The following is a 14,818-nucleotide window of genomic DNA, read 5'->3' on the forward strand; positions in this document are numbered from 1 at the left end:
ATGGCGCGTTTTACGGCGCGTTTGGTGTTGAAATATAGGAATGGAGTGATTAAGCCTATGGTAAATGTCAAGCCTGTTCAGCTCGGAACAACCACCCGTATGAGCTTTTCTAAGATCGACGACGTCCTGGAAATGCCGAATCTGATCGAGATTCAGGTCAATTCCTACCAGTGGTTCTTAAAGGAAGGTTTGAAGGAAGTATTCCGTGACATCTCTGCGATCACGGATTACACGGGGAATCTGGTACTGGACTTTATTGACTACCGACTGGAAGATAAACCGAAATATTCTGTGGAAGAATGCAAGGAACGCGATGTAACCTACGCCGCGCCACTGCGTGTTACCGCCCGCTTGCTGAACAAGGAAACCGGGGAGATCAAGGAACAGGAAATTTTCATGGGCGATTTCCCGCTGATGACCGAAAGCGGCACCTTTGTCATCAACGGTGCGGAACGTGTTATCGTTTCCCAGCTGGTCCGTTCACCGGGCGTTTATTACAGCGACAGCTACGACAAAACTGGGAAGAAGCTGTTTGCCTCTACCGTGATCCCGAACCGCGGTGCATGGCTGGAATATGAGACCGACTCCAACGACTTTTATTATGTGCGGATCGATAAAAACCGCAAGATCCCGATCACAACCTTTTTGCGGGCTTTATTAAAGGTGCGCGACGATGTGACGGCGGAAGACGTATCCTCTGATTTTACCTTGGGGCTTACCAGCTATCAGGGTTCTGATTCGGAAATTTTTGAGATCTTTGGCGAGGATGAACGCCTTGCAACCACGATCCTGAACAAAGACGGCACCAAAAACGGGGAAGAAGCCCTGCTGGAGGTGTACCGCAAGCTGCGTCCGGGCGAACCGCCGACCATTGAAAGTGCGGTGAAGCACCTTGTCCCGCTTCTGTTTGACGAACGCAGATACGACCTTTCTAAGGTTGGACGCTATAAATACAACAAAAAGCTGGCCATTGGCGCGCGCTTGGTAGGACAGGTCTTGGCTGAAAACGTGGTCAACGAGCTGACCGGCGAAGTGATCGCGGCTGCCGGGCAGAAAATAAACCGCGAAACCGCAATGGAGATCGAAAAAGCGGGGGTATCTTCCGCTTGGATTACCGTGGAAGAGGGCGAACGCACCATCAAGGTGATGTCCAATGGGATGGTTGACATCAAAAACTTTGTGGACATTGACACCGAAGAATGCATGGTGTATGAAAAGGTCCGCTTCTGCATCCTGAAGGAGATCCTGGACAAGGCTTCTTCTGCGGAAGAGATCGCGCAGATGGTGAAGGAGAGGATCAACGAGCTGATCCCGAAGCACATCATCATCGACGATATTTTTGCAAGCGTGAACTATATCAATAACCTCGCTTATGGCGTAGGCACTGTGGACGACATCGACCACCTTGGAAACCGCCGCATCCGTTCTGTCGGGGAACTGCTGCAAAACCAGTTCCGTATTGGTTTTTCCAGAATGGAACGCGTTATTCGCGAAAGGATGACCCTTCAGGCGCAGGATATGGATGTTGTTACCCCGCAGGCGCTAATCAATATCCGTCCGGTCGTTGCGGCGATCAAGGAATTTTTCGGTTCTTCTCCGCTGTCCCAGTTCATGGATCAGAACAATCCGCTGGCGGAGCTGACGCACAAGCGCCGTTTGTCTGCATTGGGGCCGGGCGGTTTGTCCCGTGACCGTGCAGGGTTTGAGGTTCGTGACGTACACTACAGCCACTACGGAAGAATGTGCCCGATCGAAACACCGGAAGGTCCGAACATCGGGTTGATCTCTTATCTGGCTTCCTTTGCGCGGATCAACGAATACGGCTTTATTGAGGCGCCGTACCGCAAGGTCGACAAAGAAACCGGCGTTGTGCTGGACGAAGTGGTTTACATGACCGCTGATATGGAGGATAACTTCATCGTCGCGCAGGCGAACGAGCCGCTGACCGAAGAAGGAACCTTTGCCAGAAAGAGGGTCACCGCCCGCTATCGTGACGAGATTTTGGAAACAGAACGGGATTCTGTTGACTATATGGACGTTTGCCCGAGAATGATGGTATCTGTTGCGACCGCAATGATCCCGTTTTTGGAAAACGACGATACCAACCGTGCGTTGATGGGTGCGAACATGCAGCGTCAGGCTGTGCCGCTTTTGAGAACAGAAGCACCGATCGTCGCCACCGGCATGGAATACAAGGCTGCCGTGGATTCCGGCGCTGTTGTTATTTCCAAACATGACGGTGTGGTGGAACGTGTCTGTGCGGACGAGGTTGTGATCCGTGACGATGAAGGTGAAAGCCACTCCTATAAAATCATCAAGTTCCTGCGCTCCAACGCGGGCACCTGTACCAACCAGCGCCCAATTGTCAGCAAAGGCGACCGGGTCACAAGGGGGCAGGTATTGGCGGATGGACCGGCAACCAGCAACGGGGAAATTTCCCTGGGTAAGAACGCACTGATCGGGTTTATGACCTGGGAGGGCTACAACTACGAGGATGCGGTTTTGATCAATGAAAAGATCGTCCGCGACGACGTATACACCTCCATTCATATCGAGGAATACGAGATCGAAGCCCGTGACACCAAGCTTGGACCGGAAGAAATTACCCGCGACATTCCGAACGTCGGGGAAGACGCGCTCAAAGACTTGGATGAAAACGGGATCATCCGCATTGGTGCGGAAGTCCGTTCCGGAGATATTCTGGTCGGTAAGGTGACGCCGAAAGGGGAAACCGAACTGACCGCAGAAGAACGCCTGCTGCGTGCGATCTTCGGGGAAAAGGCAAGGGAAGTCCGCGACTCCTCCCTGCGCGTGCCGCATGGGGAATACGGGATCATCGTGGATGTGAAAGTATATACCAGAGAAAACTCCGATGAACTGAGCCCGGGTGTAAACATGGTCGTCCGCTGCTATATCGCGCAGAAGAGAAAGATCTCTGTTGGGGACAAAATGGCGGGCCGTCACGGAAACAAGGGTGTTGTTTCTCGCATTTTGCCGCAGGAGGATATGCCGTTCTTGCCGGATGGCACGCCTTTGGACATTGTATTGAACCCGTTGGGCGTACCTTCCCGTATGAACATCGGGCAGGTTTTGGAAGTCCACTTGGGATATGCGGCGAAGGCGCTGGGTTGGAAGATCATGACGCCGGTCTTTGACGGCGCGCAGGAGGAAGACATCCGCGCCTGCTTAAAAGAAGCAGGGCTGCGTGAGGACGGAAAGACCATCCTTTACGACGGACGTACCGGGGAACAGTTTGACAATCCGGTCACCGTTGGGATCATGTATTACCTGAAGCTCCACCACTTGGTCGATGATAAGATCCATGCCCGCTCTACCGGCCCGTACAGCTTGGTTACCCAGCAACCTTTGGGTGGTAAAGCACAGTTCGGCGGACAGAGATTCGGGGAAATGGAAGTTTGGGCGCTGGAAGCTTACGGCGCCGCTTACACCTTGCAGGAGATCCTGACTGTGAAGTCGGACGACGTGGTGGGCCGTGTGAAGACCTATGAAGCGATCGTCAAAGGCCAGAACGTGCCTGCTCCGGGCATTCCGGAATCCTTCAAGGTACTGATCAAGGAACTTCAGTCCCTGAGCTTGGACGTGAAGGTGCTGGATAAGGACAACAATGAAATTGACTTAAAACAGCACTTTGACGATGACGACGACATGGTATTGCAGCCGGTCATGGACGAAGATTATGTGGAAACAGAGGAGATTGAAGACGAATACACCGTGGAAGAGCCTGAACTGGAAGACGATGATTTCGGCGCAGACCTCTTTAACAGTTTGGCGGGCGAAGCGGATGATTCCGACAAATCATTCTAATCGCTGACTGGCATTCTGAACAGGAAAGAGCAAAGCCCGGTTTGGGTGATCACTATCATGGAGGTTAAGATATGGAATTTAACGTATTCGAGTCAATTAAAATCGGCTTAGCATCCCCGGAACAGATTTTGGAATGGTCTTACGGCGAAGTAGAAAAACCGGAAACCATTAACTACCGCACCCTGAAACCAGAACGGGGCGGACTGTTCTGCGAATGCATTTTTGGGCCGACCAAGGACTGGGAATGCCATTGCGGAAAATATAAAAGACTTCGTTATAAAGGAAAGATCTGTGACAAGTGCGGCGTTGAAGTGACCCGTTCCAAGGTTCGCCGGGAACGGATGGGGCACATTCAACTGGCTGCCCCGGTATCGCATATCTGGTACTTTAAGGGGATCCCATCCCGTATGGGGCTGATCCTTGATATTTCTCCAAGACGGTTGGAAGAAGTGTTGTACTTTGCAAAATATATCGTCACCGACCCAAAAGACACCATTTTGGAAAAGGGCCAGCTGCTGACAGAAAAAGAATATTCCGATATGCTGGAAAAATACGGTGACGGTTTTGAAGCTGGTATGGGGGCGGAATCCATTAAGGTGCTGCTGCAGGAAATGGATTTGGATGCGCTTTCTGCCGAGATCAAAGAAAACTTGGAAACAGCGACCGGCCAAAAGCGGGTACGCCTGTTAAAACGGCTGGAGGTTGTGGAGGCGTTCCGCGTTTCCGGCAACCGTCCGGAGTGGATGATCCTGGATGTCGTTCCGGTCATCCCGCCGGATATCCGTCCGATGGTGCAACTTGACGGCGGACGCTTTGCAACGTCCGATTTAAACGATCTGTACCGCCGCGTCATCAACCGGAACAACCGGTTAAAACGGCTGTTGGAATTGAATGCGCCGAGCATCATCATCCGCAATGAAAAGAGAATGCTGCAGGAAGCGGTTGACGCGCTGATCGACAACGGCAGACGGGGAAGACCGGTTACCGGTCCGAACAACCGCCCGTTAAAATCCCTGTCCGATATGCTGAAGGGGAAACAGGGGCGTTTCCGTCAGAACCTGCTGGGAAAACGTGTCGACTATTCCGGTCGTTCGGTTATCGTTGTCGGCCCGGAACTGAAGATGTACCAGTGCGGCCTGCCGAAAGAAATGGCATTAGAGCTGTTTAAGCCGTTTGTCATGAAACGTTTGGTGGAAACGGGAACGGCAAACAACATCAAGAGCGCGAGAAAGATGGTGGAACGCGCACGCCCGGAGGTTTGGGATGCGCTGGAGATCGTCATCAAATCCCACCCGGTACTGTTAAACCGTGCGCCGACCCTGCACCGTTTAGGGATCCAGGCGTTCGAGCCAGTGCTGGTAGAGGGCCGTGCATTGAAACTGCATCCGCTGGTCTGCACCGCTTACAACGCGGACTTCGACGGCGACCAGATGGCTGTCCACGTACCGCTGTCCGCAGAAGCGCAGGCAGAAGCGCGCTTTTTGATGCTGGCGGCGAATAACCTGTTAAAACCGTCTGACGGGCGTCCGGTTGCGGTTCCTTCTCAGGACATGGTTTTGGGTGCTTACTACCTGACCATGGAAAAAGACGGCGATTTAGGGGAAGGTAAAGTTTTCCGCGACTTCAACGAAGCCTTGATGGCTTATCAGGATGGGGTCGTTTCGCTCCACGCGAAGATCAAAGTCCGGGTCACCAAAGAGGTTGGAGAGCACCGTATCAGCAAGATCATCGACACCACAGTGGGACGAATGATCTTCAATGAACCGATTCCGCAGGATCTTGGCTTTGTAGACCGCACCAACAGCGAAAACCAGTTTGATCTGGAAATTTCTTTCTTGGTGAAGAAGAAACAACTGGGAGAAATTGTTGACAAGTGTATCAAAGCACACGGCACAGCAACGACCTCCGAGGTCCTTGACAAGATCAAGGCGCTGGGCTTTAAATATTCAACGAAGGGCGCGACCACCGTTGCTGTCTGCGACGCGACGATCCCGCCGCAGAAGAAACAGTATCTGGAAGAAGCGGAAGCTTCTATCGAAGAGATCATCGAACAGTTTGAAATGGGTCTTATTTCCGACGACGAGCGTTATAAGCTGGTTCTGGAAACCTGGAACGAGTGCACCGACAAGGTGACAAAGGCGCTGCAGGATAACCTTGACCCATATAACCCGATCAACATGATGGCTGACTCCGGAGCGCGTGGTAGCATCAACCAGATCCGTCAGCTTGCCGGGATGCGCGGCTTGATCGCCAATACCGCGGGTACTACCATCGAAATCCCGATCCGTGCGAACTACCGTGAAGGGCTGAATATTTTGGAATACTTCATTTCTTCCAGAGGTGCGCGTAAGGGCTTGGCAGATACCGCGCTGAGAACGGCTGACTCCGGGTACCTCACCCGTCGTCTGGTCGACGTATCCCAGGACGTGGTAGTCCGGGAGCACGACTGCGGCACCCATGAGGGGATCGAAGTTTACGCGATCAAACAGGGCAAGGAAATGATCGAGCCGCTGGCTGACCGTTTGCAGGGAAGATACCTGGTGGAAGACTTTATCGACCCGCAGACCGGGAGCGTTTTGGTATCCAAAGATAAGATGCTGGCTGACAAGGATATTGCGAAGCTGGAAAAAGCCGGTGTTGAATCTATTAAGATCCGTTCGATTTTAACCTGTGAATGCAAATCCGGCGTGTGCAGCAAGTGCTACGGCGGAAACCTGGCGAACGGCAAGCCTGTTGCGGTTGGGGAAGCAGTTGGGATCATTGCGGCCCAGTCCATCGGGGAACCGGGTACCCAGCTTACCATGCGTACCTTCCATACCGGTGGTATCGCAAACGCCGAAGACATCACACAGGGTCTTCCGAGGGTCGAAGAGCTGTTTGAAGGAAGAAAGCCGAAGAATGCGGCGATCATTTCTGAAATCAGCGGGAAAACCCGTTTTGAAGAGATCAAACGTACCCGGAACCTCTTTGTTACCGCTCCGGATGGGGACGAAAAACAGTACCAGATCCCATACGGGTACCGGATCAAGATCCAGGAGGGCGACTGGGTAGAAAAAGGCCAGCCGCTGACCGAGGGTTCCATCAACCCGCACGACGTACTGGCTGTATTGGGTGAGGAAGAAGTTCAGAACTACCTCATCACAGAAGTACAGAAGGTATACCGGATGCAGGGTGTTGATACCAACGATAAGCACATCGAAGTCATCGTGAAACAGATGATGAGAAAGGTCCGCGTCATAGACGCTGGGGACACTACCCTGCTGCCGGGCTCTTTGACCGACAGAAGTGAAGTGCGCCTCCAGAATCGGGAAATCGAACGCCGGATCGCTGCCGGGGAAACCGAGCTTAAGAAAGCGGAAGTGCAGCCGGTGCTGCTGGGTATCACCAAGGCTTCTCTGGCAACCGACAGCTTCCTGTCCGCGGCTTCCTTCCAGGAAACGACGAGAGTTCTGACCGAAGCGGCGATCAAAGGAAAAGTCGATCCGCTGGTTGGCCTGAAAGAAAACGTCATTATCGGGAAACTGGTCCCGGCGGGAACCGGTATGGACTGCTACCGCAACGTACAGGTTCTGCCGGCTGCGCCGCAGGGAACGATGGCCAGTGCGTTTGAAGAACTGGATTAAAGTATTTGAGTTGACAGCGGAAATTCCGCTGTCAACTTCATATACAAAATAAACAATCAAAAGCAGTGAAAAGTGGCGGAAATAGACGAAGTTATGAATTTTAAATTATTTCGTCTGACCTCTTGACAAACTGCGCAGAATAGTGTTAAATTAAATAGGTTGAGGCACTTTGATGCTTCAATCTATTTTCTTATTTTTTAGATTAAGGAGGTGCAGTATGCCTACATTTAACCAGCTCGTACGCAAAGGTAGAAAAGTATCGGAACAGAAGTCCGGCGCTCCTGCTTTGCAAAAAGGTTACAACTCGATGAAGAAAGTCAGCACTGACCAGTCTTCTCCGCAGAAACGTGGCGTATGTACAGCAGTAAGAACCATGACCCCGAAAAAACCGAACTCCGCGCTTAGAAAAGTAGCAAGGGTTAAGTTGACAAACGGACAGGAAGTTACAGCTTACATTCCAGGTATTGGACACAACTTGCAGGAACACAGTGTCGTTATGATCCGCGGCGGACGTGTCAAAGACTTGCCGGGTTGTCGTTATCACATTATCCGTGGTACTTTGGATACCCAGGGTGTGAATAACAGAAACCAGTCTCGTTCCAAATACGGTGCGAAACGTCCAAAAGCTGGTGCTAAGAAGTAATTGTTCCCTGAAACGAAGTTTTCGCCCAATGCGTGGCATTTGATAGATAATGTTACCGCTTTGTGGCAAAACGGGAGTAAATTTGCTTTCGAGTACCGATGATATCATTTTATGAAGGAGGGAAGCGAAATGCCAAGAAGAGGTAAAATCGCAAAGCGTGAGGTTTTAAGTGACCCGCTTTACAATTCCACTTTGGTTACCCGTTTGATTAACAGCATCATGCTGGATGGGAAAAAAGGGGTAGCGCAGAAAATTGTGTACGGTGCGTTTGAAATCGTACAGGAAAAGACCGGCAAGGATCCGCTGGAAGCATTTGATGCTGCCATGGAAAACATTATGCCGCTCTTAGAGGTAAAAGCCCGCCGTGTTGGTGGTGCTACCTACCAGGTTCCGATGGAAGTAAGACCGGAAAGAAAAGAAACCTTAGGGTTAAGATGGCTGACCACTTATTCCAGAAACCGTGGTGAAAAAACCATGAAAGAACGTTTGGCCGGCGAAATTATGGATGCTATGAACGGCACCGGCGGCGCTTGCAAAAAACGTGAGGATACCCACAAAATGGCGGAAGCAAACAAAGCTTTTGCACATTACAGATGGTAATCATACCGTGCGCGCCTTTCATTTTGGGGCTGCGTGATTGTTTGGCGGCAGATGCTGCCAGTGTAGAACTATAAGGAGAAGAGATATTATGCCAAGAGACGTATCACTTGAGTTAACACGTAATATTGGTATAATGGCCCATATTGACGCAGGGAAAACCACCACCACCGAACGGATCCTGTTTTATACAGGGGTAAACCGTAAGATCGGTGAAACACATGACGGTGCTGCGACTATGGACTGGATGGCTCAGGAACAGGAAAGAGGTATTACCATTACTTCTGCTGCGACTACCGCCTATTGGAAAGGCCATCGTATCAATATTATCGATACTCCGGGACACGTTGACTTTACTGTTGAAGTTCAGCGTTCTTTGAGAGTTCTCGACGGTTCTGTTACTGTTTTCTGTGCAAAGGGCGGTGTTGAGCCTCAGTCAGAAACAGTTTGGCGTCAGGCTAACGACTACCATGTTCCAAGAATGGCTTATGTCAACAAAATGGACATCATGGGCGCTGATTTTTACAATGTTGTTAGCATGATGAAGGACAGGCTGAAATGTAACGCGGTCCCGATCCAGTTGCCGATCGGCGCGGAAGAAACTTTCTGCGGCATCATCGACTTGGTCGAAATGGACGCTGTTATTTACAAAGATGACCTTGGGAAGGATATGGAAGTTACCGGGATCCCAGAGGACATGAAAGAAAAAGCAGAAGAATACCGTACTAACCTGTTGGAAGCAGTTGCTGAGCAGGATGAAGAGCTGATGATGAAATATCTCGAAGGGGAAGAAATCACCGTCGAGGAAATCAAAGCGGCTCTGCGTAAAGGTACTATTTCTAACGAGATCGTACCGGTGACCTGCGGTACTTCTTACAAAAATAAGGGCGTACAGAAATTGTTGGATGCTGTTATTGATTACATGCCTGCTCCAACTGATGTTGCGCACATCAAAGGTGTCAATCCTGATACCGATGAGGAAGAAGAACGTCCTTCTTCTGACGATGAACCGTTTGCAGCTTTGGCGTTCAAAATTGCGACCGACCCCTTCGTTGGAAAACTGTGCTTCTTCCGTGTATACTCCGGTTTTGTAAATGCCGGAACTCAAGTATACAACGCTTCTAAGGATAACAATGAAAGGATCGGACGGATCCTTCAGATGCACGCAAACCACAGAAAAGACATTGAAACCTGCTATGCAGGGGACATTGCCGCGGCTGTTGGCTTGAAAAATACCACAACTGGCGATACCTTGTGTGATCCGAAGCATCCGATCATTCTGGAATCCATGGACTTCCCAGAACCAGTTATTTCTTTGGCGATCGAACCGAAAACCAAAGCTGGTCAGGAAAAAATGGGGATTGCTTTGGCAAAACTGGCTGAAGAAGACCCGACCTTTAAAACTTATACGAATGAAGAAACCGGGCAGACCATCATCGCTGGGATGGGTGAATTGCACCTTGACATTATCGTTGACCGTCTGTTGCGTGAATTTAAAGTAGAAGCAAATGTTGGTGCTCCTCAGGTAGCTTACAAAGAAACCATTACTCAGCCTGCTGATGTTGACCACAAATATGCAAGACAGTCTGGTGGTAAAGGTCAGTACGGTCATGTTAAGATCCGTGTTACCCCGAATGAATCCGGTGCTGGTTATGAGTTTATCAACTCTATCGTCGGCGGTGCGATCCCGAAAGAATACATTCCTGCTGTTGACGCTGGTATCCAGGGTGCAATGCAGGCAGGCGTTCTGGCGGGTTACCCGGTCGTTGACTGCAAGGTAGAACTGTACGACGGTTCTTACCACGAAGTTGACTCCTCTGAAATGGCATTTAAGATCGCTGGTTCTATGGCTTTCAAAGAAGCTATGAGAAAGGGCGCTCCGGTCATTTTGGAACCGATCATGAAGGTTGTTGTCATTGTTCCGGAAGAATACATGGGCGATGTCATCGGCGATATTAACTCCCGCCGCGGACAGGTTCAGGGTATGGAAGCAAGGGTTGGCGCTCAACAGATTAACGCGTTTGTTCCGCTGTCTGACATGTTTGGTTATTCCAATGACCTGCGTTCTAAGACACAGGGGCGTGGACAGTATGTTATGGAACCAAGCCACTACATGCAGGTGCCGAAATCAATTGCTGATAAGATCATGACATCCAGAAGCAAAAACGATTAATCTTTTATTCTTTTTTGCGAAAAGACTTGTATTTTTTAAAAAGTACTGTTACAATACTAATTAAGTGAGATACTTTATTAGATTTGATATTCAAAGGAGGAAATTCCAAATGGCAAAGGAAAAATTTGAAAGAACCAAACCGCATGTCAATATTGGTACAATCGGCCACGTTGACCACGGTAAAACTACTTTAACTGCTGCTATCACTAAAACTCTGGCTCTGCAGGGCATGGCTCAGTACAAAGACTATGCTAACATCGACTCTGCTCCGGAAGAAAGAGAACGTGGTATTACCATCAATACCGCTCACGTTGAGTACGAAACCAAGAACCGTCACTACGCTCACGTTGACTGCCCTGGCCACGCCGACTATGTTAAAAACATGATCACCGGTGCTGCTCAGATGGACGGTGCGATTCTGGTCGTTTCCGCTGCTGACGGCCCGATGCCGCAGACCCGTGAACACATCCTTCTGTCCCGTCAGGTTGGCGTTCCTTACATCGTTGTATTTATGAACAAAGCTGACCAGGTTGACGATGCAGAACTGTTGGAACTGGTTGAAATGGAAATCCGTGAACTCTTAAATGAATATGAGTTCCCAGGTGACGATATTCCGATCATTGCTGGTTCTGCTTTGCAGGCTTTGGAAGCTCCAGACGATCTGAGCAACCCAGCTTATGAACCAATTCTCAAACTGATGGATGCTGTTGACGAATATATCCCAACTCCGGAAAGAAAAGCAGATCTGCCGTTCTTAATGCCGGTAGAAGACGTATTCACCATCACTGGCCGTGGTACTGTTGCTACTGGTAGAGTTGAAAGAGGTCAGCTCAACACTGGCGACGAAGTTGAAATTCTTGGCTTGACCGAAGAAAGAGCAAAAACTGTTGTTACAGGGATCGAAATGTTCAGAAAGATTCTGGACTACGCGGAAGCTGGCGACAACATCGGTGCTCTGCTCCGTGGTGTTCAGAGAAACGAGATCGAAAGAGGCCAGGTTTTGGCAAAACCGGGTACCATCCACCCGCACACCAAATTTAAAGGCCAGATCTACGTTCTGAAAAAAGATGAAGGCGGCCGTCATACTCCGTTCTTCAACAACTACAGACCGCAGTTCTTCTTCAGAACTACTGACGTTACCGGTGTTATCGCTTTGGAAGAAGGCACCGAAATGGCTATGCCTGGCGATAACGTTACAATCAGCGTTGAACTGATCACTCCGATCGCTATCGAAGTTGGTCTGCGTTTCGCTATCCGTGAAGGCGGCCGTACCGTTGGTTCTGGTGTTGTTTCTGAAATCATGGAATAATCCATTTTCAGTGTAGCATATGGATCGTAAAAAGCTGTTGCAGGAAACTGCAACAGCTTTTTTTGCGTTTTTCTTCCAAAGTTTGGCATGGCAAAAGGCGGATGGTTTATATAAATACACAAAAATAGTATACTTAATTGTCAAGAATGCTGAAAATCAAAAAGTTCTGATTTTTTCCTTGACTTTTTCTGATAAGAGGGATACAATAGAGAACAGAAACACAAGATGTTGTAAAAATAAACCGGAATATATACTATCAGTAGTATGCAGTTTGGATTTCCCGGGGAATTGAGAGGAAGCTTATCCATGATTCAAAAGATCATCAAAAGGGACGGACGTGAAGCCGAATTCCATCGCGAAAAGATCGTAAACGCGATTTATCAGGCAGCCCAGGCGCTGGGCGGCACAGATCACAGCCAGTCAGAGCATGTGGCGGATTTGGTCATTGATTATTTGGAAAATACCATGCATTTGGAATCGCCGACAGTAGAACAGGTACAAGATGTTGTAGAAAAGATTCTGATTGAAAACGGCCATGCCAGAACGGCGAAGGAATTTATTTTATACCGGGCCGAACGTACCCGGATCCGGGAAATGAATACTCGTTTGATGAAGACTTATGAGGATTTGACCTTTAAAGACGCTGCGGAAAACGATGTGAAACGTGAAAATGCGAACATTGACGGTGACACCGCCATGGGGACCATGCTGAAATATGGTTCAGAGGGAGCTAAGCAATTTAACGAGATGTTTGTGCTTGACCCAAAACATGCAAAGGCGCACATCGAAGGAGATATCCATATCCATGACATGGACTTTTTAACGCTCACTACCACCTGCTGTCAGATTGATTTGGATAAATTGTTTGAGCATGGGTTCTCAACAGGACACGGATATTTGCGGGAACCAAACGATATCCAGACCTATTCCGCTTTGGCTTGTATTGCAATTCAATCTAACCAGAACGATCAACACGGCGGGCAAAGCGTGCCAAACTTTGAATATGCCATGGCAAAGGGCGTGCGCAAGACTTATGCGAAGCGTTACAGGGAAAATTTAGCCAAAGCATTGGAATTTGTGGCTGACTTAGAAGACCCGCAGCTGACTGCTTATGATATTCTGAAGCTGATCAAAGAGGAAACGGGCCTGATGCCTGTATTCGCCAATGATAACGGCTATTTAGAGGAAGAAGCGGAACGTTTGGGCAAATTTTTGGATCAAAAGACGATCCAAAAGGTTCAGCGGTTTACCGTGAAAAACAGTGTTCACGAAACAGACCGGGCCACTTATCAGGCAATGGAAGCTTTGGTACACAATTTGAATACTATGCACTCCAGAGCCGGCGCGCAGATCCCCTTCAGTTCTTTGAACTATGGCTTGGATACCTCGCCGGAGGGCCGGCTGGTGATCGAAAAGATTTTGCTGGCTACAGAAGCGGGGCTGGGGAATGGTGAAACGCCGATCTTCCCGATCCATATCTTCAAGGTGAAGGAAGGGATCAACTACAATCCGGGCGACCCGAACTACGACCTGTTTAAACTGGCCTGCCGGGTGTCTGCAAAGAGACTGTTCCCGAACTTTTCATTTATTGACGCGCCGTTTAATTTGCAGTATTATGTCCCAGGACGTCCGGAAACGGAGGCCGCTTATATGGGCTGCCGTACCCGTGTTGTTGCGAATGCGTATGACCCTACCCGTCAGATCGTAAACGGAAGGGGAAATTTGAGCTTTACCTCGATCAATCTGCCTCGTTTGGCGATCAAGTCGAATGGGAATGTGGAATTTTTCTTTGAACAACTGGATCGCATGATCGATTTAGTGATCGAACAGCTTTTGGACCGCTTTAAGATCCAGTGCAAAAAGAAGGTAAGAAACTTCCCGTTTTTGATGGGACAGGGCGTTTGGATCGATTCTGACCAGTTGAGCGAGGACGATGAGATTGGGGAAGTGTTAAAACACGGTACCTTAACGCTGGGCTTTATCGGATTGGCAGAAACCCTGAAATCCCTGATTGGGGTACATCATGGGGAAAGCCAGGAGGCGCAAAACCTTGGATTGGACATCGTTGGATTTATGCGTAAGCGGATGGATCAGGCAACCGCAAAGACGGGGCTAAACTTCTCTTTGATCGCAACGCCGGCCGAAGGACTTTCTGGAAGATTTGTCCGGATCGACCGCCAAAAATATGGAACGATCGAAGGGGTCACAGACCGCGACTATTATACAAACTCATTCCATGTGCCGGTTTATTTCCCGATCTCTGCATACGATAAGATCCGCAGGGAAGCGCCGTATCATGCGCTTACAAACGGCGGGCATATCTCTTATGTAGAATTGGATGGAGATACGACCCAGAACTTGGAAGCATTTGAAAGCGTGATCCGCTGTATGAAAGAAGCCGGGATCGGATATGGATCGGTGAACCATCCGGTTGACCGCGATCCAGTTTGCGGATATACGGGGATTATAGGCGACACTTGTCCGCGCTGCGGCCGTCACGAGGGTGAGGGCGTTGACGTTGAGGTGTTAAATAAATTTAAAGGCGTGTTCAGGGATTATCGCAGTGAGGAAGAAATCCTGGAAGAAAACGATAAGTTATGCCACGCAGTAAAAGGAGAATAGAAGCATGAATGGAACATTAAAAGTAG

The 14,818-nt window shown here is 49.5% G+C and carries 7 protein-coding genes; all 7 read left to right on the forward strand.

What is annotated here, in order from left to right:
* The first annotated feature begins 57 nt into the window (after nucleotides 1-57).
* The 7 genes from rpoB (at nucleotide 58) to CIB36_RS11195 (ending at nucleotide 14,792) form a co-directional block, all read left to right on the forward strand.
* Nucleotides 58-3,825, forward strand: a complete 3,768-nt coding sequence (gene rpoB / locus CIB36_RS11160; RefSeq protein ID WP_093989614.1) for a DNA-directed RNA polymerase subunit beta — start codon at nucleotides 58-60, stop codon at nucleotides 3,823-3,825.
* A 71-nt stretch (nucleotides 3,826-3,896) separates the two neighbouring features.
* Nucleotides 3,897-7,448: a DNA-directed RNA polymerase subunit beta' gene (rpoC, locus tag CIB36_RS11165; protein WP_093989615.1), complete on the forward strand. Its 3,552-nt coding sequence runs from the start codon at nucleotides 3,897-3,899 to the stop codon at nucleotides 7,446-7,448.
* 217 nt (nucleotides 7,449-7,665) lie between these two features.
* Nucleotides 7,666-8,091, forward strand: a complete 426-nt coding sequence (gene rpsL / locus CIB36_RS11170) for a 30S ribosomal protein S12 (RefSeq protein ID WP_093989616.1) — start codon at nucleotides 7,666-7,668, stop codon at nucleotides 8,089-8,091.
* Nucleotides 8,092-8,220: 129 nt separating this feature from the next.
* Nucleotides 8,221-8,691, forward strand: coding sequence for a 30S ribosomal protein S7 (gene rpsG, locus CIB36_RS11175; protein WP_178085729.1), 471 nt, complete (start codon nucleotides 8,221-8,223; stop codon nucleotides 8,689-8,691).
* An 88-nt stretch (nucleotides 8,692-8,779) separates the two neighbouring features.
* Complete coding sequence (gene fusA, locus CIB36_RS11180; RefSeq protein ID WP_093989618.1) at nucleotides 8,780-10,861, forward strand: elongation factor G; 2,082 nt, start codon at nucleotides 8,780-8,782, stop codon at nucleotides 10,859-10,861.
* A gap of 109 nt (nucleotides 10,862-10,970) precedes the next feature.
* On the forward strand, nucleotides 10,971-12,170 hold the full coding sequence (tuf, locus tag CIB36_RS11185; RefSeq protein ID WP_093989619.1) for an elongation factor Tu: 1,200 nt from the start codon (nucleotides 10,971-10,973) through the stop codon (nucleotides 12,168-12,170).
* Nucleotides 12,171-12,476: 306 nt separating this feature from the next.
* Nucleotides 12,477-14,792 carry an anaerobic ribonucleoside triphosphate reductase gene (locus tag CIB36_RS11195; protein WP_093989621.1) on the forward strand — a complete coding sequence of 772 codons (2,316 nt, stop codon included), beginning with the start codon at nucleotides 12,477-12,479 and terminating at the stop codon, nucleotides 14,790-14,792.
* The last annotated feature ends 26 nt before the right edge of the window (nucleotides 14,793-14,818 follow it).

Source organism: Massiliimalia timonensis, assembly GCF_900186585.1.
Lineage (GTDB): Bacteria > Bacillota > Clostridia > Oscillospirales > Ruminococcaceae > Massiliimalia > Massiliimalia timonensis.